This window comes from Cupriavidus sp. PET2-C1 (genome assembly GCF_054515855.1).
In genome coordinates this window covers 1,006,866-1,030,123 of record NZ_CM137260.1, presented here as the reverse complement: position 1 = coordinate 1,030,123, position 23,258 = coordinate 1,006,866, and the positions used below count along the sequence as shown (strand labels likewise).

19 protein-coding genes are annotated in these 23,258 nt (G+C 66.6%); 9 read left to right on the top strand and 10 right to left on the bottom strand.

What is annotated here, in order from left to right:
* Positions 1-29: 29 nt before the first annotated feature.
* Complete coding sequence (locus tag ACX12D_RS24630; protein WP_006163387.1) at positions 30-161, top strand: entericidin A/B family lipoprotein; 132 nt, start codon at positions 30-32, stop codon at positions 159-161.
* 45 nt (positions 162-206) lie between these two features.
* Here ACX12D_RS24630 and ACX12D_RS24625 read toward each other — a convergent pair whose 3' ends face one another.
* From ACX12D_RS24625 to ACX12D_RS24610, 4 genes are all read right to left on the bottom strand, one after another.
* Positions 207-1,871: a phospholipase D-like domain-containing protein gene (locus ACX12D_RS24625; RefSeq protein ID WP_459376074.1), complete on the bottom strand. Its 1,665-nt coding sequence runs from the start codon at positions 1,869-1,871 to the stop codon at positions 207-209.
* 84 nt (positions 1,872-1,955) lie between these two features.
* Positions 1,956-2,600, bottom strand: a complete 645-nt coding sequence (gene eda / locus ACX12D_RS24620; protein WP_459376073.1) for a bifunctional 4-hydroxy-2-oxoglutarate aldolase/2-dehydro-3-deoxy-phosphogluconate aldolase — start codon at positions 2,598-2,600, stop codon at positions 1,956-1,958.
* A gap of 69 nt (positions 2,601-2,669) precedes the next feature.
* Positions 2,670-3,605 carry a sugar kinase gene (locus tag ACX12D_RS24615; RefSeq protein WP_459376072.1) on the bottom strand — a complete coding sequence of 312 codons (936 nt, stop codon included), beginning with the start codon at positions 3,603-3,605 and terminating at the stop codon, positions 2,670-2,672.
* 67 nt (positions 3,606-3,672) lie between these two features.
* Positions 3,673-4,941 carry an amino acid deaminase gene (locus ACX12D_RS24610; RefSeq protein WP_459376071.1) on the bottom strand — a complete coding sequence of 423 codons (1,269 nt, stop codon included), beginning with the start codon at positions 4,939-4,941 and terminating at the stop codon, positions 3,673-3,675.
* Between the two features lie 148 nt (positions 4,942-5,089).
* Between ACX12D_RS24610 and ACX12D_RS24605 the strand changes: the two genes are divergently transcribed.
* The 5 genes from ACX12D_RS24605 to ACX12D_RS24585 all read left to right on the top strand — a co-directional run bounded on the left by ACX12D_RS24605 (position 5,090) and on the right by ACX12D_RS24585 (position 10,000).
* Positions 5,090-5,983, top strand: coding sequence for a MurR/RpiR family transcriptional regulator (locus ACX12D_RS24605; protein WP_150985497.1), 894 nt, complete (start codon positions 5,090-5,092; stop codon positions 5,981-5,983).
* Positions 5,984-5,985: 2 nt separating this feature from the next.
* A complete protein-coding gene (locus ACX12D_RS24600; RefSeq protein WP_459376070.1) occupies positions 5,986-7,479 on the top strand; it encodes an N-acyl-D-amino-acid deacylase family protein in 1,494 nt (497 codons plus the stop codon).
* Positions 7,480-7,526: 47 nt separating this feature from the next.
* Entirely contained in the window at positions 7,527-7,919 is a 393-nt protein-coding gene (locus ACX12D_RS24595; RefSeq protein WP_006163400.1) for a RidA family protein, read from the top strand.
* Positions 7,920-8,035: 116 nt separating this feature from the next.
* Entirely contained in the window at positions 8,036-9,397 is a 1,362-nt protein-coding gene (locus tag ACX12D_RS24590) for a GntP family permease (RefSeq protein WP_174423583.1), read from the top strand.
* 270 nt (positions 9,398-9,667) lie between these two features.
* On the top strand, positions 9,668-10,000 hold the full coding sequence (locus ACX12D_RS24585; protein ID WP_459376069.1) for a hypothetical protein: 333 nt from the start codon (positions 9,668-9,670) through the stop codon (positions 9,998-10,000).
* Between the two features lie 7 nt (positions 10,001-10,007).
* Here ACX12D_RS24585 and ACX12D_RS24580 read toward each other — a convergent pair whose 3' ends face one another.
* The 4 genes from ACX12D_RS24580 to ACX12D_RS24565 all read right to left on the bottom strand — a co-directional run bounded on the left by ACX12D_RS24580 (position 10,008) and on the right by ACX12D_RS24565 (position 16,315).
* On the bottom strand, positions 10,008-12,416 hold the full coding sequence (locus ACX12D_RS24580) for a TonB-dependent siderophore receptor (RefSeq protein WP_459376068.1): 2,409 nt from the start codon (positions 12,414-12,416) through the stop codon (positions 10,008-10,010).
* A gap of 3 nt (positions 12,417-12,419) precedes the next feature.
* Positions 12,420-14,636, bottom strand: a complete 2,217-nt coding sequence (locus tag ACX12D_RS24575; protein WP_459376067.1) for a TonB-dependent receptor — start codon at positions 14,634-14,636, stop codon at positions 12,420-12,422.
* A gap of 111 nt (positions 14,637-14,747) precedes the next feature.
* Complete coding sequence (locus ACX12D_RS24570) at positions 14,748-15,806, bottom strand: FecR domain-containing protein (RefSeq protein ID WP_459376066.1); 1,059 nt, start codon at positions 15,804-15,806, stop codon at positions 14,748-14,750.
* Complete coding sequence (locus ACX12D_RS24565; RefSeq protein ID WP_459376065.1) at positions 15,806-16,315, bottom strand: sigma-70 family RNA polymerase sigma factor; 510 nt, start codon at positions 16,313-16,315, stop codon at positions 15,806-15,808. Before ACX12D_RS24565 ends, ACX12D_RS24570 begins: the two co-directional genes overlap by 1 nt.
* Before the next feature lie 263 nt (positions 16,316-16,578).
* Between ACX12D_RS24565 and ACX12D_RS24560 the strand changes: the two genes are divergently transcribed.
* Positions 16,579-17,580, top strand: a complete 1,002-nt coding sequence (locus ACX12D_RS24560; protein ID WP_459376064.1) for a Bug family tripartite tricarboxylate transporter substrate binding protein — start codon at positions 16,579-16,581, stop codon at positions 17,578-17,580.
* Positions 17,581-17,708: 128 nt separating this feature from the next.
* Here the strand turns inward: ACX12D_RS24560 and ACX12D_RS24555 are convergent, their stop codons facing one another.
* Positions 17,709-19,946 carry an NADP-dependent isocitrate dehydrogenase gene (locus ACX12D_RS24555; protein WP_459376063.1) on the bottom strand — a complete coding sequence of 746 codons (2,238 nt, stop codon included), beginning with the start codon at positions 19,944-19,946 and terminating at the stop codon, positions 17,709-17,711.
* Between the two features lie 287 nt (positions 19,947-20,233).
* Entirely contained in the window at positions 20,234-20,452 is a 219-nt protein-coding gene (locus tag ACX12D_RS24550; protein ID WP_459376062.1) for a hypothetical protein, read from the bottom strand.
* A gap of 362 nt (positions 20,453-20,814) precedes the next feature.
* Between ACX12D_RS24550 and ACX12D_RS24545 the strand changes: the two genes are divergently transcribed.
* Positions 20,815-21,408, top strand: coding sequence for a DUF2760 domain-containing protein (locus tag ACX12D_RS24545; protein WP_459376061.1), 594 nt, complete (start codon positions 20,815-20,817; stop codon positions 21,406-21,408).
* Entirely contained in the window at positions 21,405-23,255 is a 1,851-nt protein-coding gene (locus tag ACX12D_RS24540; protein WP_459376060.1) for an Hsp70 family protein, read from the top strand. Before ACX12D_RS24545 ends, ACX12D_RS24540 begins: the two co-directional genes overlap by 4 nt.
* Positions 23,256-23,258 lie beyond the last annotated feature (3 nt).

Sequence of the window (23,258 nt, the reverse complement as noted above, 5' to 3'; positions counted from 1 at the left end):
GCGAATTCAATGATCGAAAGGAGTCTGGCGTGAAAAAAGGATGGATCTTCTGCGTTCTGTTTGCCACCCTGCTGGCTGGCTGCAACACCATGGCCGGCCTGGGCCAGGATATACAGAAGGGTGGCCAAAAGCTGGAAGGCGCAGCCGATCGCAGCAAGTAAGATGCGCTGACGGCACCGGAGCGCCATGCCTGGCGCTCCGTGGCGTCACAACAACTCCTCAGGCGTGAACGGCGCTAGCACGTCGATCCACAAGCGCCTCTGCCAGCTTGTATCCGGCTCGGTATCGAACACCACCGCCTTATCCCCTTTGCCATCCACCCACTGCACCGCGCCCTGATCGGACAAGCGCAGCAGGTAGCTGTTGTCGTCGATCGCCCCCGCGAACAAATGCGCGACTTGCTGCGCGAGCTTGGCGCTATGGATGATCAGGCCCGTCTCCGTGTTCTGGCTGGCCGAGCGCGGATCGAAGTTCATCGATCCCACGAACAGGTTGGTCCGGTCGGCGACGGCCGCCTTCACATGCAGGCTAGCCTGCGAAGACGTGTAATCCCCGATGATTTGCCGCGGCCGGCCGGGGCGCGACTTGAGCTCATGCAGCTCCACCCCCGCGCGCAGCAGGTCGGGCCGATAGCGCCGGTAGCCCACATGGACGATGGGCGCATCGGTGGCGGCCAGTGAGTTGGTCAATACCCGCACCTTGACGCCCCGCTTGACCAGATCCGCCATCCACGCGACGCCGCGGTCGCCCGGGATGAAATAGGGGGAGATCAGGATGACCTCCTGGCTTGCCCCGCTCAGCATGCGGCCCAGCTCCTCGCTCATGGTCTCGCCGCCGGCTGGCGCCTGGTCCGGCGCGGCTTTGCTCGGCGCATCGACCATCACGCTTGCCGATGCCCATTCGAGAGCCAGCTTGCCGCCAGCCGTGAACTGGCGGCCCAGGAAGCTCTCCCGTGCATCGATCTTGCCGGCAGGCGTCATGCCCACTGCGTCGATAGGCTTGCTATCCGTGTGCGTGTCGACGGCAGCCGGCCCGGGCCGCGCCGCGCTAGCGCCGGAGGCGGAGGCCGCATCCGCCGCCTCCGCCGGGGTTGCCAGGGCTTCTACCGGCACGGCCAGCGGGTTGTTCCAGTATCGGTCGAATGCGGCAGACAGCCGCCGTACCGCGGGGCCCGCAGCGATCACGTCAAGGTCGACGAAATTTGTGTCGGGAGCGCGCAGGAAATAGGCGTTGCCGATATTGCGGCCCCCCGTCATGGCCAGCGCGTTGTCGGCGATGAAAGCCTTGTTGTGCATGCGGCGGTTGAGCCGGCGGACATCGGTGGCAGACGAGAGCATGCGCGTCAGATTGGAGAATCGCCCCGCAGGAAACGGGTTGAACATGCGCACTTCGATGTTGCGATGGCCAGCGAAGCGCAGGAAGGCGCGATCCTTGCCGTCGCTATGCAGGTCGTCCACCAGCATGCGCACGCGTACGCCCCGCTCGGCCGCCGCCCGCACGCGCCGCAGGATCTCCCGGGATGATTCGTCGGCTTCGATGACGAAATACTGGAGATCCAGGGTGCGCGTGGCATGGTCGGCCAGCGAAATCAGCGTACCGTAAGCCTCTTCGCCGGAGGCGATCACATGAAAGCCGGACAGCGCCTGATCGGGCGAGCTCTCTGCAACCAGCCGCCCGAGGGCGGTGGTCGCCGGATCGGCCAGCGCTGCGCTCTGCTCGCGCGGCGCTTCCTTGGGCAGGCTGGCGCAGCCCTCGGCAAACAGGATGCAAGCGCAAATCAACACGCGGCCAAGCCGCTGCGCGAGCATCGCGCAGCGGCGCAGGGAAGCTGCCATGCCACCCGGGGCCAGACCCGCCAGTTGCACAGCCATGCTGCCTCCAGCGATCGGGATATGCCAAGCTTATGACCTGGCGCCGTGGCCCGCTATCCTCCTTTGTCCGACGCCCTGGGGGCTTCAGGCGGACTTGCGCAGCGCAGCAGCCTCCTGCGCCAGTGTGCGCACCCGCGCCCAGTCGCCCTTGGCCACCGCATCCTTGGGCACCACCCAGGACCCGCCAACGCAAACCACATTGGGCAGCGCGAGATACGTTGGCGCGCGGGCAAGGTCAATGCCGCCCGTCGGGCAGAAACGCAGTTGCGCGAACGGCCCGTAAAGCGACTTGAGCATCGGCACGCCGCCCGACGCTTCCGCCGGAAAGAACTTCAGGAACTTGAAACCGGCCTCCATTGCGGCCATCGCCTCGCTGGCGGTGGCTACGCCGGGCAACAGCGCCACGCCCGCACCCTGCGCGGCCACGGCCAGCGCCGGCGTGAGCCCGGGCGAAACCGCGAACTGCGCGCCGGCGTCGCTCACCGCCTTCAGGTCGGCCGCCGTCAACACCGTGCCCGCACCTACGCAGGCTTGCGGGAAAGCTGCCGCCACCGCCTTGATGGCGTCCAGCGCCACCGGCGTGCGCAGCGTGATCTCCAGCACCGGCAGGCCGCCGCCGATCAAGGCTTCGGACACATGCAGGGCTTCGTCCACGGAAGAGAACTCGAGCACCGGGATCACCGGCACGTTTACGAGGCGTTCGATCAGCGAGGGAGATTGGATTTGCATGGCAGTGGATCTTCGGTCAGGTCAGGTCGGACGATTGAGCTTAGAGCTGAGGGCTTCAGGACTTGGGAATCAGGCGATCACGGAAACCGACTGCGCCATACGCGCCAGTACGGTTTCGGTGGATGGGATTGGCGCCACGGCACCATAGCCGGTGGTGGACAGCGCGGCCGCCACGTTGGCGTAGCGCGCGGCGTCGAACGGATCGTCGCCGGCGGCAAGGCGCGCGACAAAGCTGCCGCCGAAGCAATCGCCGGCCCCGGTAGCATCCACCGGGCGCACCGCGTACGGCGGCACCAGCGTGCGTGCCTCGGGCGTGGCCACGTACGCGCCCTCCTCGCCCAGCTTCAGCGCGACCAGCCCGATGCCGCAGCCCAGCAGGTAGTCGACGATGGCGTCGCGGTCATTTAGACCCGTCAGCACGGTGATGTCGTCCCAGCTCGGCAGGCACACGTCGGTCAGCGCGAAGGCCTCGCGCATGATGCCGCGCGCGCGCGCCAGGGTCCACAGGCGCAGGCGCAGGTTGGTGTCGAGCGTGACCTGGCAACCGGCCTTGCGCGCATGCTCCATTGCCGCCAGTCCGGCATCGCAGGCACTGGTGCTGATGGCCAGGCTGATGCCCGACACGTGCAGGTAGCGCGCTTCGGCAATGGCGTGATGCGGCAGATTCTCGTGGCTGTAGTGGCTGGCCGCCGAGCCGCTGCGCAGGTAGTCGAAACGGTGCCCGTGCGCGTCGTGGGTGACGAAGTACACGCCGGTGGGCGAGCCCGCGTCGATGCGCACGTGGCGGGTATCCACCCGCTCCTGCGTCCACAGCGCCAGCAGCCGCTCGCCGAAGGTGTCCTCGCCCACCGCGCTGATATAGCCGGCGCGGGCGCCCTGGCGCGCCGCGGCGATGCAGAAATTGGAAGTGTCGCCGCCAAAGCCCTGCAGGTAGCGAGCGGGATCGTCGGGCTGCTGGTTGAACTCCACCAGCGCTTCGCCGAAGGCGAGAATGTCGATGCTCATGGTGCAAGCGTCCCCTGTGGTAGCTGTCGTTGCTGTTATCGCTGTCTTTACTGCTGCGTGCGGCTGATCAGAAGAACGTCTGCACGAGATCGATCACGCGCAGGTCGCCGTCGAGCACCGGAATGTGGCGCCACTTGTCGAAGGTAAGACAGGGATGGGAAATATCAAAAGCCACCATGTCTCCAACCTGGACATCGTCGCCGGGGCGGATCGCCAGATAAGCGTGCTGGTCCATCATGCCCGTCACCTCCCAGTGCGCGGGCACCGCCACCGGCGCGCTCGCACCGGGCCGGTAGACCTGCGCCGGGATCGGCATGCCCGCATCGAAGGCGGCGTCGCGCTTGCCCATGCCGATGATGGCGCGCTCCGGCTCGGGAATCGACTGCACATAGGCCCACAACTGCAAGGCCGGCAGCAGGCCCTCGCGCATCTTCTGCGCGACCGGGTTGCTGGCCAGAATCCGTTTTTGCGCGGCGCGGTAGATGCCCACGTCGTGCGTGAGGTAGCAGCCCGGGCGCAGCACGATGTCGATCGGCGCGCCGATATCGGTGCGGGCGAACTCCTCCGCCACCACGTCGTACCAGGCCGAGCCCGCGCCGGACATCACCACCGGGCTGCGGCCGAAGCGGCCGGCCGCGAACAGCTCGCGCGTCACCGCCACGGTGCGCCGCAGGAAGTCGCGGATATCGGCCTCTTCCTGGAGCACGCCCTCGTAGATTTCCACGCCGGCCAGCGACAGCACGCCGGGCCAGCGCGCCAGCGCCGCCAGCACCGCTTCTTGCTGCTGCGCACCGCGCACGCCGGTGCGCCCGCCTGGCACGCCCAGTTCCAGCAGGACCTGCAGCTTCTGGCCGCGTGCGCTGAAGTACGTGCCCAGCTGGTCCACCAGCGCCGCCGAATCCACCAGCGTAAAGAACTCGAAGTCCGGATCACGCAGCAGGTCGGCCACGATTTCCATATTGCGCCGGCCCACCAGCTGGTTGGCCATCAGCACGCGCCGCACGCCGTGCGCGTACGCGGCGGCAGTCTGGTGCGCGGTGGCCAGCGTGATGCCCCATGCGCCGGCGGCCAGCTGGCGCGCGAACAGCTTGGGCGCCATGGTGGTCTTGCCATGCGGTGCCAACTGCACTCCGTACTCGCCCATGAAGCGGCGCATCCAATCCAGGTTATGCGCCAGGCGTTCTTCATACAGCACAGCGGCTGGCAGGCTGAGGTCTTCTGCCAGCAATTGCCAGCCCACCTGGCCGGCTGCGTCGGGTGCCAGCGGGGCGTCGAGCTTGCCCAGCGCCTTGTTGAGCGGATCGATCGTGCCGGTTTGGTACTTTATTTCACGCATGCTGTCATCATCCTGCAAAATTCCGATTGACGTAATGATAGCCTTGAAATTACGATATTTCACCCTTGTTATAAAGTAACATTCAAAGCTGGCTCCAGGGCGACATTGCGCTCCGGGACGGCTCGCCCCCACCATTGACCCGCCAACCATGTCCGCGCCCTTCGACATCCTGACCCGCATCGCCGAACGTGGCCCGACGCTGCGCCTGGCCGAGCAGAAGGTCGCCCAGGTGATCCTGCAGGACCTGGCGGGCGCCGCCGCCACCAGCATCAACGAGCTGGCGCGGCAGGCCGGGGTAAGCGAAGCCAGCGTGACCCGCTTTGCCAAGGCCATCGGCTGCCGCGACGTGCGCGACCTCAAGCTGCGCCTGGCGCAAGCCACGGCTGTGGGCCAGCGCTTCCTGCAGGCGGAGGTCGCCCGCGCGGCGGAGCCGTCCCCCGCCACGCTGGCCGACAGCATTCATGCGGATATCCTGGACTCTCTTGAGGTCAATCGCAAGCTGATCGATCCCGACCATATGGAGCGTGCGGCGCGCCTGTTGCTGGAGGCGCGCATGGTCTACGCTTTTGGCATGGGTGGCGGCTCGTCCTTCATGGCCGACGAAGCGCGTTACCGGCTGGCCCGCCTGGGCCGCCCCGTGGCCAGCTACCAGGACGCGCTGCTGCAGAAGATGGTGGCAGCCACCTTGCACAAGGACGATGTCGTGCTTGCGTTCTCCGCCACGGGCAACGTGCCCGAGATGCTGGCCAGTTGCGATATCGCCCGCGAATATGGCGCGAAGCTGGTGGCCGTGACCGCGCTGGGTTCGCCGCTGGCGGCGCGCGCGGACGTGCTGCTGCCGGTGCGCACGCTGGAAACGGATTTTATTTTCAAGCCCTCGGCCTCGCGCTACGCGATGCTGCTGGTCATGGACGTGCTGGCGACCCAGCTCGCCCTGCTGCAGCAGGACCAGAGCCAGGACAACCTGCGCCGGCTCAAGTACGTGCTCGACGCGCACCGCGGCACTGGCGCCACCGATAGCCGCCAGCCGCTCGGAGACTGACCATGCCTGAACTGTTCGATACCCTCATCCGCGGCGTAACCCTGCTCGACGGCTCCGGCGCCGAGGCGCGCCTGGCCGACGTGGCGCTGCGCGCAGGGCGCATCGCGCGCATTGCCATGCTGGAAGACGGCGGCGATGCCATCGACCCCGGCAGCGCCGCGCATGTGGTGCAAGGCGCGGGCCTGGTGCTGGCACCGGGCTTTATCGACGTGCACACGCACGACGACACCAACGTGGTTCGCCAGCCCGAGATGACCCCCAAGCTATCGCAAGGCGTCACCACGGTCATCGTTGGCAACTGCGGCATCAGCGCGGCGCCCGTCACGCTGCGCGGCGAGCCGCCCGACCCGATGAACCTGCTGGGCACCGCCGACGCCTTTTGCTACCCGGACTTCGCCGCCTATGCCGCGGCCGTGCAGGCTGCCCGGCCCGCCGTGAACGTGGCCGCGCTGGTCGGCCATACGGCACTGCGCAGCAACCACATGGACCGGCTGGACCGCACCGCCACCCCGGCCGAGATCGCGGCGATGCGCGCACAGCTGCAAGAAGCGCTCGACCATGGCGCCATTGGCCTGTCCACCGGCCTGGCTTATGCCAACGCCTTTGCCGCCACCACGGACGAAGTGCTGGCGCTGGCCGAGCCGCTGGCGCACGCGGGCGCGCTCTATGCCACCCACCTGCGCAGCGAGTTCGCCGACATCCTGGAGGCGATGGATGAAGCCTTCCGCATCGGGCGCCATGCGCGCGTGCCGGTGGTGATCTCGCATATGAAGTGCGCTGGCCTGGACAACTGGGGGCGCAGCGGGGAAGTGCTGGATGCGCTGGAGCGCGCGCAACGCTGGCAACCGGTGGGCTGCGATTGCTATCCCTACACCGCCAGCTCCTCCACGCTCGACCTGAAGCAGGTCACCAGCGATTTCGACATCATGGTGACCTGGTCCGAGCCGCACCCCGAGATGGGCGGGCGCCTGCTGGCCGATATTGCGGCCGAGTGGGAGCTAGGGCTCGAAGACGCCGCGCGCCGCCTGCAACCCGCCGGCGCGGTCTATCACTGCATGGAAGACGCGGACGTGGACCGCATCCTGAGCCATCCCGCCACGGTGGTGGGATCCGATGGCCTGCCCAACGATCCGCTGCCGCATCCGCGCCTGTGGGGCGCCTTTCCGCGCGTGCTGGGCCACTACGCCCGTGACCGCGAACTGTTCCCGCTGACGGTCGCGATCAACAAGATGACGGGCCTGTCGGCCGAGCGCTTCGGCCTGGCCGAGCGCGGCTTGGTGCGCGAAGGCTACTGGGCCGACCTGGTCCTGTTCGACGCCGCCACCATCCGCGACGCGGCCAGCTTCACCGATCCCATGCAGCCCGCCGAGGGCATCGCTTGCGTGTGGGTCAACGGCGAGCTGTCGTGGCAGCGGCGCAAGCCCACCGGCGCGCGGGCCGGCCGCTTCCTCGCGCGCACAAAGCCTGCCGGGGCCAGCGCGGCACCGGCACAGTAACCATCCCGTTCCCAATTCCCAATTTGCAATCTGCTTCAGGAGTCCCCATGGATATCAAACGATTTGGCGTCGAGGGCGGCGCCGGCACCGGCGGCCAGCACATGCCGTTTTCCCGTGCCGTGCAAGCCGACGGCTGGCTCTACGTGTCCGGCCAGGTGCCGATGGTGGCCGGCGAAGTGATCGACGGCGGCATCGTTGCGCAGACCCACCAGGCCATCAAGAACGTGCTGGCCATCCTGGCCGAAGCCGGCTACGGCACCGAGCACATCGTGCGCTGTGGCGTGTGGCTGGACGATGCGCGCGACTTCGCGTCGTTCAACAAGATCTTCAAGGAATACTTCGGCGCCAACCCGCCCGCGCGCGCCTGCGTGCAGTCAAGCATGGTAGTGGACTGCAAGGTCGAAGTGGATTGCATCGCCTACAAGAAGCCGGCTGCCTGATCCCGGGCCAGCCAGCCACGAAGACCTGAACCGGCCGCCGCCAGCGCGGCCCTTTTCATAGCGGAAGCGAGGGAGCCCCGCCGGAGTCCCGGCGGACCTCGCACAAAGGAGACAACATGGGCGCCGTAACCGGAACCACCCTATTGCTTTACGCGTTGATCGCGGTGATCGCACTGGTCGTGCTGATCGCGAAATTCAAGCTCAATCCCTTTATCACCCTGGTGGTCGTCTCGGTACTGCTCGGCTTTGCCGTGGGCATGCCGATGGGCGACATCGTCAAATCGTTCGAGGCCGGCGTTGGCGGCACGCTCGGCCACATCGCACTGGTGGTGGGCCTGGGCACCATGCTCGGCAAGATGATGGCGGAGTCCGGCGGCGCCGAGCGCATCGCGCGCACGCTGATCGACGCCTTCGGCGAGAAGAACGTGCACTGGGCCATGGTGACCATCGCCTTTATCGTCGGCCTGCCCGTGTTCTTCGAAGTGGGCTTCGTGCTGCTGGTGCCGATCGCCTTCAACGTGGCCAAGCGTACCGGCACCTCCATGGTGCTGGTGGGCATCCCGATGGTGGCCGGCCTTTCGGTGGTGCACGGCCTGATCCCCCCGCACCCCGCCGCGCTGCTGGCGGTGACCGCCTACAAGGCGGATATCGGCAAGACCATCCTGTACGCGCTGATCGTGGGCATTCCCACGGCGGCTATCGCTGGCCCGCTGTTCGCCAAGCTGATGACGCGCTACGTGACGCTGCCGGATGTGAATCCGCTGGCCGCGCAATTCACCGAGGAGGACGAACGCGTCCAAGCCTCGCATGAGCTGCCGGGCTTCGGCATCACGTTGTTCACCATCCTGCTGCCCGTGATCCTGATGCTGATCGGCAGCTGGGCCGACCTCATCACCACGCCCAAGAGCTTTGCCAACGACTTCCTCAAGCTGATCGGCAACTCGGTGATCGCGCTGCTGATCGCCGCGCTGGTGAGCTTCTACACCTTCGGCAAGCGCCGCGGCTTCACCCGGGAGAACATCCTCAAGTTCACCAACGAGTGCGTGGCGCCTACCGCCATCATCACGCTGGTGGTCGGCGCGGGCGGCGGCTTTGGCCGCGTGCTGCGCGACTCGGGCATCTCCAACGCCATCGTCGACGTGGCCACCGGCGCGCATGTGTCGGTGCTGCTGCTGGGCTGGCTGGTCGCCGTGCTGATCCGGATCGCCACCGGCTCCGCTACCGTGGCCATGACCACGGCCGCCGGCATCGTCGCGCCGATCGCCGCCAGCGTGCCTGGTACCCGGCCCGAGCTGCTGGTGCTGACCACCGGCGCCGGCTCGCTGATCCTGTCGCACGTCAACGACGGCGGCTTCTGGCTGGTCAAGGAGTACTTCAACATGACCGTGGCCCAGACCTTCAAGACCTGGTCAGTGTGCGAAACGCTCATCTCGGTGATCGCCCTGCTTCTGACCCTGGCACTTGCCACGGTGGTCTGACCGTCCAGGCAGGCTCAGGCCGGGTGTCCGCAAGGCGCCCGCCAAAAGGGAGGAGACACATGCGGTGTCCCTCCTTTTTTTACGCCGCCCGCAATGTGCTATTGTGTGCACCGCAGCAAATCATCGGCGCCCCGCGTTTTTCCCCTGCCGCTGCCATAGCCCGGTCATCACCCGTCGCGCCGACAAGGTGTCACAAATCTTTCATACTGCGAAGCAGGCCCGGGTTTCCCCCTAGCGCTAGAATCGAGCCCCAACCGGAGGAAAAGAACCATGCCCAAGAAACTCAGGAAAACCGAGGACGCTGTCCCGGCCACCACGACCGCGCCGGGCCTGATCGCTCTGCTCGACCACATCGCCAATGCCACGGCGCAAGGCCAGCTCGATCCCGAGTTCGCCCGCAAGCTGGGCAAGCGTGTGCGCAAGGAAGCCGACGCGCTGATTGAAGACCAGGCGTACTCGAACGCCCACGGCACGCAGATCAGGGCCGCGCTTGCCACGCTGGAAGAAGCGGTATCGGATAGCGAAGGCGGGCTGCTGGGCAAAGCCGTCAAGCGCCTGCGCGATGCCGACAAGCGCGCCGCGGAATCCACCGCCGCCAAGTAGAACCGCCTCAGAAGCGCATCGTTGCCGAAAGCAGCAGCGTGCGCGGCTCGGCTTGCGCCAGTCCGCCGTAGGCATCGACCGCCGCCCAGTCATGCTTGTCAAAGACATTGCGGACATGGAGGCGGAAGGTGGTCTGCCTGCGCGCCACGGTAGTCTGGTAGCGCGCACCGATGTCGACGCGGGTCCAGTGCGGGATGCTTTGCGTATTGGCCTGGTCGACATATTGCCGTCCCGTGTAGGCCAGCCCACCGGCCAGCGTCAGGCCCGGCGCGAAGCCGGCATCCCATTCAGCGCCCAGGTTGGCTTGCAGCGTCGGCGCGCCGACTGCCGCCTTGCCGGCCGACTCGGGGCTGCTGCTGCGAACAATCCTGGCATCGAGCACGGTAGCGCTGGCCAGCAGCCGCACCCCGGCCGCCAACTCCCCATACAGCCCGAACTCCAGCCCGCGATTGCGCTGCTCGCCGTTTGCGGCGAACAGCGTCCCGGACATCTGGCCGCTCGCCTTGGCGATCTGGAATGCGCTGACGGTCGCCATCATCCCGCCCTGCTCCACCTTCACGCCGAACTCAAGCTGCCTTGACTTGTAGGGCGCGAATACCTCACCGGCATTGCTGGCGCCGCCGGGGGCGGTATCGCCCTTGCTCAACCCTTCCGCGCGGTTGGCATACAGCGTGACGTGTCGCGAGGGCTTCACCACCAGGCCTAGCATCGGCGTCCAGGCGCTCTGGTCGTAGTGCGAAGCGATGGCGCCGCCGGCGCTGAAATTGTCCGACGCAACCTGCTGATGGCGCAGCCCCAGCGTCAGCTGCACGCGCTTGTCCAGCATCGACAGCGTATCGGCCAGGGCCGCGCCGTACAGCCGCGTCCGGGAAATCTTCGGCACGCTGGCGGGCGCCGCGATGTACTGCACTGGCAGCGACACAGGCTGATAGAGGTTGGTCAGCGACGCGGCCGTGGCATTGTTGAAGCTGCGCTCCAGCTGGTCCCGATAGTCGCTCACGAGCAAGCTCAGGTGATGGCTCACCGCCCCGGTGTCGAAGCGGGCGCGCAGGCCCGTGTCCACGGTGGTGCGGGCTACGTTGAACTGGTAGTTCGAGTCCAGCACGGCAATATCGCCGGCCTCGTTGAGGATGGTGGGCGTGATGGCGAAGAGCCTGGCCACCCGGGTACGGCCGCCGCCGCCGGCGACGAACCAGGTGAGCTTGTCGCCGATGTCGTACTCCGCCCGCACCAGCAGGGACTGGTCGCGGATGCTGGAGTGTTCCCAGGGTTGCGAGATGTTGCGCCGTCCGTTGGGCGCATCGGGTACGTCGATGCCGGACACAATATGCAAGAGGCGCGATGGCGCGGCGATCCGCTCCCGCTGGCCGATGACATCCAGCGTCGCGCGCAGGCGCTCGCCCTGGTAGTCCAGTGCCAGCGCGCCAGCACCGGCGTGGCGCGACTGGTTGTCCAGGTTGGTGTCGCCCGCCCGATAGTTGCCATTGAAGCGAATGCCGAACTGCCGCTGCGCGCCAAACCGCCGGCTTACGTCAAGGTTGCCGCCCAGCTGCGATGACGCGGCATAGTCGGCCGTGACCTGGGTCAGGTCGGGACCGGTCGCCCGCTTGGGCACGATATTGATGCCACCGCCGACACTGCCGCTGGGCGCCATGCCGATCAGCATGGCGGTCGGGCCCTTGATCAGCTCGATGCGTTCGATGTAGCCGGTCGATACCCGGTAGTTGGAGGCCACGCCGTACATGCCGTCGAAGGCAATCTCGCCGAAGTTGCCATTGCCAACGGGAAAGCCGCGGATCGTGAAGGCGTCCAGGATGCCGCCAGGCTGGCTGACATAGCGCACGGACGAATCGACGGCCACCATATCGCCCACCGTGCGCGCCTGCTGGTCCTCGATGGCCTTGGCGGTGTAGCTGGTGACACTGAACGGCGCGTCCATGATGTCGATGTTGCCCAGCAGCCCAAGCCTGGCGCCGCGCGCAACCTGCTCGCCGGCCAGAGCCGGGGGCAGCTCGCTCGCAGCCGCTGCCGCCCCGAAGATCGTGACCGTGGGCAGCAACGGCGCGGCCTGGGTGCCGGAGACCGCCTGCGCCTTGCGCAATGCGTACCCGCCTCCCGGCATTTCCACCGCTTCCAGGCCGCTGCCTGCCAACAGCGCCCGCAGCCCGTCCGGCACGGTATAGAGGCCATTCAGTCCCGGGCTTTGGGCGCTGCCGAGCAGTGCGGCATCATAGGAAAGATCGATGCCGCCGACACTGGCAAAGCGATTGAGGACCGCGTAAAGCGGGCCAGGCGCGATGGCGAACATCCGCGCCTGGGCCGGGCTCGCCTGCGCGAGCACCGCATCCGGCGCCACGCCCAAGCCCAGGGCAAGACAAGCGAAGGCGCTGCAAAGCGCGAGGCGTTGTGCGGCCAATGCTTAGAAGTCCACGCTCATGGAAGCCATGAAGGTCCGCGGCGCGCCGAGCGAGATCGTGCCGTACGATGCCACCCCGGACCAGTACTTCCGGTTGAACGCATTGAACAGCCCCGCCCGGAACGTCGTGGACTTGCCGTACATCGACGTCTTGTAGCGCGCGCCGAGATCGACGGTTGTCCACGACGGCACCTGCTGCGTGTTCGCCTGGTTGACGTACTCGCTGCCCGTGTAGTTGACCGCGCTGGTCAGCGTCAGGCCCGGAACCCACGGCAGGTCCCACTCGGCGCCAAGGTTGGCCATGACGGTAGGCACGCCCACGGGGCGCTTGCCAAGGGTGGCTGCGCTGTTGGTCTTGGTCAGCTCGCCGTCAAGCAGGGTCAGCCCGCCGAGCAGGCGCACGCCCTTGTAGGCCTGCCCCGACACGGTCAGCTCCAGCCCCTGGTTGCGTTGCTCGCTGTCGATGGCATAGACCGTCCCGTACAACTGGCCGCTGGGCTTGGTCATGCGGAACGCGGCCAGGGTCGCCATCACCTTGCCCGAGTCGAGCTTGACCCCCACTTCCTGCTGCTTGGTCTTGTATGGCGCAAAGACCTGCCCCGCATTCGACGCGGTCGCCGGCGCGATGTCTCCCTTGCTCAGGCCTTCGACATAGTTGGCATAGAGCGAGACGTTGTGCCAGGGCTTGAAGACGATGCCGGCCAACGGCGTGACGGCGCTTTCGTCGTACGAAGCGGTCTTCGCCCCGGTGGCAGCGTAGTTGCTCGACTTGACCTGCTGGTAGCGCAGGCCAAGGGTGAACTGCAAGCGGTCGTCCAGCACGCTCAAGGTATCGGCCAGCGACAGGCCAGACAGCGTGGAGTCGGACACTTTCGGCACGCTTTGCGGCGCGGCAATGTTCTGCGCCGGGCGGTCTGCCGGAGCGTAGATATTGGATGTGACCGGCGTGCCGGACACGTTGGCGCTGGCGAAACGGTCCATATACAGGTTCGCCTGCAGCGCCAGCGCGTGCTTGACCGGGCCGGTCTCGAACTTGCTCCTGACGCCGGTATCGAAGCTCGAGCGGTTGACCTGGAACTTCCAGTTCTGCACGGCCGACGAGGTCGCACCGGCCGAATTCAGGATGGTTGGCGTCTGGTCGGACAAGCGCGCCACGTCGGAGCGGGTACCGCCGGCATCGGCAAACACCGTCACGTTGTCGGTGAGATCGTATTCCGCGTGCAGCAGCGTCGACACATCGTTGGATTTCCACCAGCCCCAGCGCTGGCTGACATTGCGCCTGCCGTCCGGCGCCGACGGGACCTGCACGCCGGCTGTGACCAGGAAGGGACGCGTGGGAGCATCGACCCACTGGTACTGCTCGATCAGGTCGAGCGAGGCCCGCAGGCGCTCGCCGCGATAGTCGAGCGACAGCGCGGCCACCTCGGCGCGCGACTTCTGGTTGTCGAGCGCCGTCGGCCCCTGCCGGTGCAGGCCGTTGAAGCGGATGCCCCACTCGCGGTCTTCGCCGAAACGGCGGCTCAGGTCCACCGCGCCGCCCACCTGCGCGTCGGACGCATAGTCGAGCGTGAAACGCGTCAGGTCCGTCGCCAGCGCGCGCTTGGGCACGACATTGACCACGCCGCCGACACCGCTGTTCGGCGACATGCCATACAGCAAGGCGGCCGGCCCCTTCAGCACTTCGACCCGCTCCAGGTACTCGGTGAACAGATGGTAATTCGGCGACACGCCGTACACGCCATCGAACGCGATCTCGGACAGGTTGCCCTCGTTGATCGGGAAGCCGCGGATATAGAACGAGTCGGTCACGCCGCCAACCTGGCCCGTGAAGCGCGTGGACGGATCGCTGTTCAGCACTTCGGCCAGCGTGGTGGCCTGCTGATCTTCCAGGCGCTGCGCGGTGTAGTTGCTGACGGCGAACGGTGTGTCCATGACGCCCTTGTCGCCCAGCAGCCCCAAGCGGCCGCCGCGCGCTACCTGGCCGCCCGCGTAGGGTTGCGGCAGTTCGCCCGGCGTCTCGGCGCCGGCGGTGACGGTCACCGCCGGCAGGGTCGGCGCGGCGTTGGCAGGGGCCGCCTGCGATTGTGCGCTCACGGCAAGCGGCGCCACGGTTGCGCCCATGGCAAGGCAGACCATGGCGTGGTGCACGGCGAGCGCAAACGGCTTGGGTCGGGGTGGGCGTCCAGCGGCGATGACAGTGGCATAACGAGTTGCAGACATGATTCCTTTCTCCGGCAGCGTTTAATTTGGGTTCCTACGCTGTAGGCCGGTCGAGAATCGAAATCCCCTCAATTTTCCTGAAATATTTTGTCGGACACGCCTGGCATGGGATCAAAGCCCTCCCGCCGGGCCAACCGAAACCCAGAAGCGCGTGCGATAGACCACGGTGATCGGCTGCGCCTGCATCAGGAAGCGCAGCACCCGATCGGTGTCGCGCACGTGATAGGCGCCCGAGATACGCAGATCCGCCACGCGCGGATCGCAGGCAATGTGGCCGGTGCGGTAGCGCGACAGCTCGGCCAGCACGTCCGCCAGCCGCATGTCCTTGCCTGCGATGACGCCATCGGCCCAGCCATCCGCCTCAAACGGCTGCGGCGGCGCCGGCATGCTGCCGGCCTTGGCGAGCCACCAGGTCGTCCCCGCGCGCGCTACGTCGGTCGCCCCGCCCGCAGCCGGGTGCAGCTCCACGGCGCCCTCCTGCACGGTAACGCGGGCGCGTTCGTCCTCGATCCGCACCACAAAGCGCGTGCCCAACGCACGCAGGCCGCCGAACGGCGTCTGTACCCAGAACGGCCGCACCGCTGCGCTGCGGGCCGCGAAGCCATCGTCATGTCCCGTCGTCACCAGGATCTCCCCGCGCCGCAGCGTGACCAAACGGCGCTCAGTGTCCAGCGCGGTACGGATGACGGTATCGGTGTTGAGCACGATGGTGCTGCCATCGGCCAGGCGCATGGTGCGCTGCTCGCCGGTGGCCGTGCTCGCGTCGGCGAACAGGCGCTGCCATGGCGCCAGTTCGCGCACGCTTGCCGCCGTGACCGCCGAGATGCCGGCCAGTGCTAACACCTTGAGCGCCTGCCTGCGCTTTAGCCCGCCCACGCCACGCCGGGCGTCGGCGGCTTGCAGGGTACGCAGCGCCAGTGCCGGCGGCATGCCGGAGAAATCAGTGCGCAGTGCCTGCACGCGTTGCCAGGCAACGGCGTGCAGCGGATTGGCGTCGCGCCATTGGGCGAATGCCTTGCGCGTGCTGGCGCTGGCCTCGCTGAAGTCGAGCTTGACCATCCAGTGGATGGCCTGGTCGACGATGCGCGCGGGGATCGGAGTCGGGATCGGGGTTTCCGGCCCGGGGGTAGCCGTTGGGTCGCCTGGCCTGGCGGAATCACTCACGGGCATCAACCACCGAAACGCAAGCTGTAGCAATGGCGCAGCGCCGCCGCGACATAGCGCTCGGCGGTAGCCAGCGACACGCCGAGGCGCTCCGCGATCTGCCGGCAGGTCAGCCCTTCGAGCTGGGCCCACAGGAACGCCTTGCGCACCTGTGGCTTGAGTGCATCGAGGATGCGGTCGATGGCGATCAGGGTTTCCAGGAAAAGCAGCCGGCTCTCGGACGACGGCGCCTGCGGCGCGGGCAGTTGCGCCAGCGTCTCCAGCCAGGCCAGCTCCAGCTCCCGGCGGCGCCAGTGCTCGATGACAAGGCCGCGCGCGATGGTGCTCAGGTAGGTGCGCGGTTCCCTGATATCGCACGGCTCGCGATGGAGCAAGCGGAGAAACACATCCTGCGCCAGGTCGGCGGCGTCAAACGCGTTGCCAAGCTGGCGCCGCAGCCATCCCTGCAGCCAGCGATGGTGATCGCTGTAAAGGGCATGCACATGCTGCTGTAACGCGGATTCGGCGGCGGCCATCGCTTCCCTTGCAATCGTGAAGTGTCTGGCACGGCCAAACTTAAATGAGAATGGTTCGCATTATATGGCACGGAAAATGATTAATGCAACCAGCAGCATGGCCAGGCGCACATATTGCAACGCAGCATCTGACGTAGAATCGGCGCGATGGCCCGGCCAAGCCATCTAGTCCAGACATACCAGCGATTTCTTGATGCTTACCGTATTTTTATCTGCCCACGCCAGCCTGCAGGTGCAGCTACCCGACGCCACTTGACCTGCCCATGGACCTGCTTTCTTCCTTAGATCCGTTGCGCCGGCTGCTCACCGCTTCGCTGCTGGTGGCCGCCTCGGTGTCCACCCCGCAGACACAGGCCGCCCCCGCAGCCTTCCCACACCGGACCGTGCACCTGGTGGTTCCTTTCACGGCGGGCGGCACCACCGACATCATTGCCCGTGTCATTGCCGATAAGCTGCGCACCCGACTGGGCCAGCCCGTGGTAGTCGACAACCGGCCGGGTGCCGCCACGATGATCGCCGCGGAGCAGGTCGCCAAGGCACCCGCCGACGGATACACGCTGCTGCTCGCCAGCTCCACCACGTTCAGCATGCTGCCCGCGCTGCACACCGGCCTGCCCATCCCGGCGGAAGGCGCCTGGGCGCCGATCGGCATCATCGCGCAGGCGCCGGTGATACTCACCACCCGTGCGGACTCCGGCATCAAGTCATTCGCGGACATGCTGGCGCGTGCAAGCGCCCAACCGGGCGCCATCACCTACGGCACCACCGGCCCGGGCACCGCGCAGAACATTGTGGGCACCATGATCGAGGCCGACCTGCACGCGGACATCACCCCCGTGCCATATCGCGGCAGCACGCAAATCCTCGCCGACGTCATTGGCGGGCAGATCGACCTGAGCCTCGACCCCATCGCCGTTGCCAAGCCTTACCTCGCATCCGGCAAGTTGCGCCCGCTGGCGATCAGTACCGGGACGCGCTCGCCGGAGTATCCGGGCGTGCCAACCTTTGCCGAACTCGGCATCGCCATGCCCGGCAATGCATTCTGGTTCGGTATTGCCGCGCCGCGCGCTACGCCGCAAGCGGTGGTGGACAGGCTGGAAAAGGAATTGCAGGGGGTGCTTCTGGACCCTTCCGTGGAGGCGGTCTTCCAGCGGCAGGCGATCTGGGTCATGCGCGGCAACGCGGAGGATTTCCGCCGGCGCGTGCAGGGCGAGATAACGCAATATCGCCGGCTCGCAAAGGACGGCAGGGTGAAGCTGGAATAGCTGGAATAGCAGAAACCCCGGGCACCTGTTGCCAGGTACCCGGGGTTCCCATGGCGGCTCGCCTTTCCCAAGGCGTGGCTGCCGCCGGCGGCCGCCCTGCGTGACAGGGCGGCCAGGCTTGCACCCGCTTAAGCCTTGACGGCTGCCAGCGCGGCGTTCAGCGTCTTGCTGGGGCGCATCACGATGTCCAGCTTGGCGAAGTCGGGCTTGTAGTAGCCGCCGATATCGGCTTCCTTGCCTTGCACGGCCGACAGCTCGCCAACGATGACCTGCTCGTTGTCGGTCAGTTGCTTGGCCAGCGGCGCGAACTGCGCTGCCAGGGCGGCATCGTCGGTCTGTGCCGCCAGTTCCTGGGCCCAGTACATGGCCAGGTAGAACTGGCTGCCGCGGTTGTCCAGCTGGCCGGTCTTGGGCGACGGGTTCTTGTTGTTGTCCAGCAGCTTGCCAGTCGCGGCGTCCAGCGTCTTGGCCAGGATCTTGGCCTTCTCGTTGCTGGTCTTGATGCCGAGCTCTTCCAGCGACACCGCCAGGGCCAGGAATTCACCCAGCGAATCCCAGCGCAGGTGGTTTTCTTCCACCAGCTGCTTGACGTGCTTCGGCGCCGAGCCGCCAGCGCCAGTTTCGTACATGCCGCCGCCGGCCATCAGCGGGACGATGGAAAGCATCTTGGCGCTGGTGCCCAGCTCCATGATCGGGAACAGGTCGGTCAGGTAGTCGCGCAGGATGTTGCCGGTCACCGAGATGGTGTCCAGGCCACGGATGACGCGTTCCAGCGTGTAGCGCATGGCGCGCACTTGCGACATGATCTGGATGTCCAGGCCGGTGGTGTCGTGATCCTTCAGGTAGGTCTCGACCTTCTTGATCATCTCGGCTTCGTGCGGGCGGTACGGGTCCAGCCAGAAAATGGCGGGCATGCCGGAGTTGCGCGCGCGCGTGACGGCCAGCTTGACCCAGTCGCGGATCGGTGCGTCCTTGACCTGGCACATGCGCCAGATATCGCCCTCTTCCACGTTCTGCACCAGCAGCACTTCGCCGGTGGCGATGTCAACGATGCGGGCTTCGCCGGCTTCGTGCACTTCAAAGGTCTTGTCGTGCGAGCCGTATTCCTCGGCTTGCTGCGCCATCAGGCCGACGTTGGGCACGGTGCCCATGGTGACCGGGTCGAAGTTGCCGTTGGTCTTGCAGAAGTTGATGATTTCCTGGTAGATGCGGGCAAACGTGCTCTCCGGGATCACGGCCTTGGTGTCCTTAGGACGGCCGTCGGCGCCCCACATCTTGCCGCCGATGCGGATCATGGCCGGCATCGAGGCGTCAACGATCACGTCGTTGGGTGCATGCAGGTTGGAGATGCCCTTGGCCGAATCCACCATCGCCAGCTCGGGACGGTGTTCGTGGCAAGCGTGCATGTCGCGGATGATCTCTTCGCGCTTGGAGCTCGGCAGGCTTTCCAGCTTGTCGTACAGGTTGACCAGGCCGTTGTTGACGTTCACGCCCAGTTCATCGAACAGCTTGCTGTGCTTCTCGAAGGCTTCCTTGTAGAAAATCTTCACGGCGTGGCCGAACACGATGGGGTGCGAGACCTTCATCATGGTGGCCTTCACGTGCAGCGACAGCATCACGCCGGTCTTGCGCGCGTCTTCCATCTGCTCTTCGTAGAAGTCGCACAGCGCCTTCTTGCTCATGAACATGCTGTCGATGATCTCGCCGTCCAGCAGCGACACCTTCGGCTTGAGCACGATGGTCTTGCCGCTCTTGGTGACCAGCTCCATCTTGACGTCGCGGGCGCGGTCCAGGGTCATGGACTTTTCGCCGTGATAGAAGTCGCCGTGCTTCATGTGCGCCACGTGCGTGCGCGAAGCCATGCTCCACTCACCCATGCTGTGCGGGTTCTTGCGTGCGTAGTTCTTGACGGCTGCCGGCGCGCGGCGGTCCGAGTTGCCTTCGCGCAGGACCGGGTTCACGGCGCTGCCCAGGCACTTCGAATAGCGTTGGCGGATGGCCTTCTCGGCATCGGTCTTCGGGTCTTCCGGGAAATCCGGGACCTTGTAGCCCTTGGCCTGCAGTTCCTTGATCGCGCTGACCAGCTGGTGCACGGAGGCGCTGATATTGGGCAGCTTGATGATGTTGGTGTCAGGCAGCAGGGTCAGCCGGCCCAGCTCGGCCAGGTTGTCGGGCACGCGTTGTGCCTCGGTCAGGAATTCGGGGAATTCGCCCAGGATACGGCCCGCCACCGAGATGTCGCTGGTCGTCACGTTGATGCCGGCCGGGGCGGTGAAGGTGCGGATGATGGGCAAAAAGGCACTGGTCGCCAGCAGCGGAGCTTCGTCGGTCAGCGTGTAGATGATGGTGGGTTGCTGGGTACTCATTGCTTATCTCAGGATCAAGAAATAGGTTGGAGAACGCCACCGGCTGGGTCACAGCCCGGCAGGAATGCCCGAATTTTGCCTGAATTTTCTCCAGGGGGGTCTGAACCACACGGGGTTTTTGCTTCGCGATCGCAAAATGCAAGTTTTGCGTGGGGGCAAGGCTAGCGGTGCGTGGCGCGTGCGGGGGCGGACGGCGCGCCGGCATCTGCCCCCCTCGCTGCGCCCATCTGGCGGGCCAACGGGCCTAACAGCGTTTAAAGCCAGCTAACAATCACAAAACCGCTGCACTAGTCCCAAAAACTGCGGAACGCGGCGGCAGCGATCACGGGGACCGTCAGCACCAGCGGAATGGCAAAGTACGGAACTTCGAGATCTACGCGCCACTTGTAGATGAGCCAGGCGATGCCAGCCCCGAGTGTAACCAGGCCAACAAGCGCCGCGAGAACATTCAGTACCCTGTCGGACGGGCGCCTGCGCGTCCGTTCTTTGGTGGAAAGCGCTTTCATCCCAGCTCCAATGCAGATTGTGACGGGCCTATGTTCTATTAAAGGCTACTCCGGCGCCCTGCGTAAAGGGTAAGGGTAAGGGGGTAAGGGCGAGTCATGGCGGGCCTCATGGGGAGAGAGCGTATTGGGAAGCGTCTTGGCGCTTTGTGGGCCGCATTGGCCGGATCATGGGCGGCTTAGGGCAAAATACCGCCTTGAGCGGCCCGGCCGGGCCCGAAGAACAAGATGCTGACGGGCGAGCCCGCACCTGCGCACACCTCGCCGTTGCCTGCCGGCAAGCGCCAGCGCTGCGGCAGGGCGGGCCCAGTACAGCATCGCCAGGGGACAGCTCGTCCTTCAACAGAGCACATCTGGAGCCATTGATGACCGACTCGAACATGTCTTTCCTAGGCAGGATTTCTCTTGCCGTGGGCACGTTTTTCAACATCCTGGGCGACCGCGAGCTTGCCGCGGGCGTGCGGCGCCTGCGTGACGGCACGGGGCCCGGCGCAAGCACAGCGCCCGCCGCACCGGTCCCTGCCCCCGTGGCCGCACCAGCGCCAAGGGCAGCGCCGGCCCCTGGCGCGCTGAAAGAGGCAAGCCCGGAGGCCGCGCTCCAGCTGCTGGGGCTTCTCCAGCGCGACGCGCGCTTCATCGATTTTGTCGAGGAAGACATCGCCGGCTATTCCGACACCGAAATCGGTGCCGCTGCCCGGCTGGTGCATGACGGTTGCCGCACCGTGCTGCGCGAGCATTTCACCATCCGGCCAGTGCGCGAGGAAGCCGAGGGCAGCCGTGTAACGGTGCCCGACGGGTTCGACGCCACCGCCATCCGGCTGACCGGCAACGTGGTCGGCAGCGCGCCGTTCAACGGCAACATCAGCCACCGTGGCTGGCGCGTGGCGGAAGTCCGCCTGCCCCGGCTGGCCGAGCGCCATGACGCCACCGTGATCGCCCCGGCCGAGGTCGAGCTATGAGCGACCCGCGCTACTCGATCGGCATCGACCTGGGCACGACGCATTGCGCCCTCTCCTACGTCGACCTCACCGCCAGTGACGGCGAGAAGAGCACCCAGGGCGTCCTGGCCGTCGCACAGCTCACCGCACCGGGCGCTATCGAAGATTGCGACCTGCTGCCCTCGTTTTTGTACCTGCCGCATCCGAGCGAGCTGGCTCCGGGCGACCTGGCCTTGCCGTGGAACGCCGCGCGGGATTTCGCCGTGGGCGAGCTGGCGCGCAGCCGTGGCGCGGCCACGCCGATCCGGCTGGTATCGAGCGCGAAGAGCTGGCTGTGCCACCCCGGGGTAGACCGCCGCGCGGCGATCCTGCCGAACGATGCGCCGGCGGAAGTGCCGCGCGTGTCGCCGCTCGAAACTTCCGTGCGCTATCTCTCGCACCTGCGCGAAGCGTGGGATCACGCGCATCCCGACGCCCCGTTCGGTGAGCAGGACATCACCGTCACCATTCCCGCGTCGTTCGATCCGGCCGCGCGGGAACTGACGGCTGAAGCCGCCGAATCCGCGGGCTATGCCCGCATGACCCTGCTCGAGGAGCCTCAGGCGGCGCTCTATAGCTGGATCCAGAAGAGCGGTGGCCAGTGGCGCAAAGAGGTCAAGGTGGGCGACATCATCCTGGTCGTCGACGTGGGTGGCGGCACCACCGATCTTTCACTCATCGCCGTGATCGAGCGCGAGGGCAACCTGGAGCTGCACCGTGTTGCCGTCGGCGAGCACATCCTGCTGGGCGGCGACAACATGGACCTGGCGCTGGCCCACGTGGTGGCGCGCAAGCTCGCGGCCCAGGGCACGCAGGCCGATCCGTGGCAACTGCGCGCGCTCACCTATGCCTGCCGCAGCGCCAAGGAAACCCTGCTCAGCGACCCGGCCACGGACGCAGTGCCGCTGGTCGTGCCGAGCCGCGGCTCCAAGCTCATCGGCGGCTCGATCCGCACCGAGCTGACCCGTGCCGAGCTCACCCAGATCATCCTGGAGGGCTTTTTCCCGCAGGTGGATGGCTCTGCCCGCCCGGTCAGCCGGGCACGCGCCGGCCTGACGCAGCTGGGCCTGCCGTACGCGCAGGATCCGGCCATCACACGACATCTGGCGGCGTTCCTGGGCCGCCAGGTGGCGGCGCTGGCCGAGATTGAAGGCCTGGCAGCCGGCACGCCGGCGCAGGGCGCGACCTTCCTGCACCCCACTGCCGTGCTGTTCAATGGCGGCGTGTTCAAGTCCACCCTGCTGGTCGAGCGCATCCTGCAGACGCTCAACGGCTGGCTCGCCGCGGAAGACGCGGCCCCCGCGCGCCTGCTGGGGGGCGCCGACCTGGACCTGGCCGTGGCGCGTGGCGCCGCCTACTACGGCTACGTGCGCCGTGGCAAGGGCGTGCGCATTCGCGGCGGCACCGCGCGGGCCTACTACATTGCGGTGGAATCGGCGATGCCCGCCATCCCGGGCTTCGAGCCGCCCATCCAGGCGCTGTGCGTGGCGCCCTTCGGCATGGAGGAAGGCACCGAGGCGCCGTTGCCGGAGCAGGAATTCGGGCTCGTGGTCGGCGAACCCGTGCATTTCCGCTTCTTTGGCTCGTCGGTGCGCCGCCAGGACCAGGTAGGCACCCTGCTCGATTTCTGGGGGCCCGAGGACCTGCAAGAGCTCGATGAAATCCAGGCCACGCTGCCGCCCGAAGGCCGCACGCCCGGCGAAGTCGTGCCGGTGAAGCTGCATGCCCGCATCACGGAGGCCGGCACGCTGGAGCTGGAAGCCGTGCCCCGTGGCACGGGCGAGCGCTGGAAGGTCGAGTTCGACGTGCGCGGCAACGCGAATGCCTGAGTG

Excerpts from the sequence above, each read along its gene's own strand:
- ACX12D_RS24625 (WP_459376074.1), bottom strand. The coding sequence starts at position 1,871 with ATGGCTGTGCAACTGGCGGGTCTGGCCCCGGGTGGCATGGCAGCTTCC.
- eda (WP_459376073.1), bottom strand. The coding sequence starts at position 2,600 with ATGCAAATCCAATCTCCCTCGCTGATCGAACGCCTCGTAAACGTGCCG.
- ACX12D_RS24615 (WP_459376072.1), bottom strand. The coding sequence starts at position 3,605 with ATGAGCATCGACATTCTCGCCTTCGGCGAAGCGCTGGTGGAGTTCAAC.
- ACX12D_RS24610 (WP_459376071.1), bottom strand. The coding sequence starts at position 4,941 with ATGCGTGAAATAAAGTACCAAACCGGCACGATCGATCCGCTCAACAAG.
- ACX12D_RS24605 (WP_150985497.1), top strand. The coding sequence starts at position 5,090 with ATGTCCGCGCCCTTCGACATCCTGACCCGCATCGCCGAACGTGGCCCG.
- ACX12D_RS24600 (WP_459376070.1), top strand. The coding sequence starts at position 5,986 with ATGCCTGAACTGTTCGATACCCTCATCCGCGGCGTAACCCTGCTCGAC.
- ACX12D_RS24595 (WP_006163400.1), top strand. The coding sequence starts at position 7,527 with ATGGATATCAAACGATTTGGCGTCGAGGGCGGCGCCGGCACCGGCGGC.
- ACX12D_RS24590 (WP_174423583.1), top strand. The coding sequence starts at position 8,036 with ATGGGCGCCGTAACCGGAACCACCCTATTGCTTTACGCGTTGATCGCG.
- ACX12D_RS24585 (WP_459376069.1), top strand. The coding sequence starts at position 9,668 with ATGCCCAAGAAACTCAGGAAAACCGAGGACGCTGTCCCGGCCACCACG.
- ACX12D_RS24575 (WP_459376067.1), bottom strand. The coding sequence starts at position 14,636 with ATGTCTGCAACTCGTTATGCCACTGTCATCGCCGCTGGACGCCCACCC.
- ACX12D_RS24570 (WP_459376066.1), bottom strand. The coding sequence starts at position 15,806 with ATGCCCGTGAGTGATTCCGCCAGGCCAGGCGACCCAACGGCTACCCCC.
- ACX12D_RS24565 (WP_459376065.1), bottom strand. The coding sequence starts at position 16,315 with ATGGCCGCCGCCGAATCCGCGTTACAGCAGCATGTGCATGCCCTTTAC.
- ACX12D_RS24560 (WP_459376064.1), top strand. The coding sequence starts at position 16,579 with ATGGACCTGCTTTCTTCCTTAGATCCGTTGCGCCGGCTGCTCACCGCT.
- ACX12D_RS24555 (WP_459376063.1), bottom strand. The coding sequence starts at position 19,946 with ATGAGTACCCAGCAACCCACCATCATCTACACGCTGACCGACGAAGCT.
- ACX12D_RS24550 (WP_459376062.1), bottom strand. The coding sequence starts at position 20,452 with ATGAAAGCGCTTTCCACCAAAGAACGGACGCGCAGGCGCCCGTCCGAC.
- ACX12D_RS24545 (WP_459376061.1), top strand. The coding sequence starts at position 20,815 with ATGACCGACTCGAACATGTCTTTCCTAGGCAGGATTTCTCTTGCCGTG.
- ACX12D_RS24540 (WP_459376060.1), top strand. The coding sequence starts at position 21,405 with ATGAGCGACCCGCGCTACTCGATCGGCATCGACCTGGGCACGACGCAT.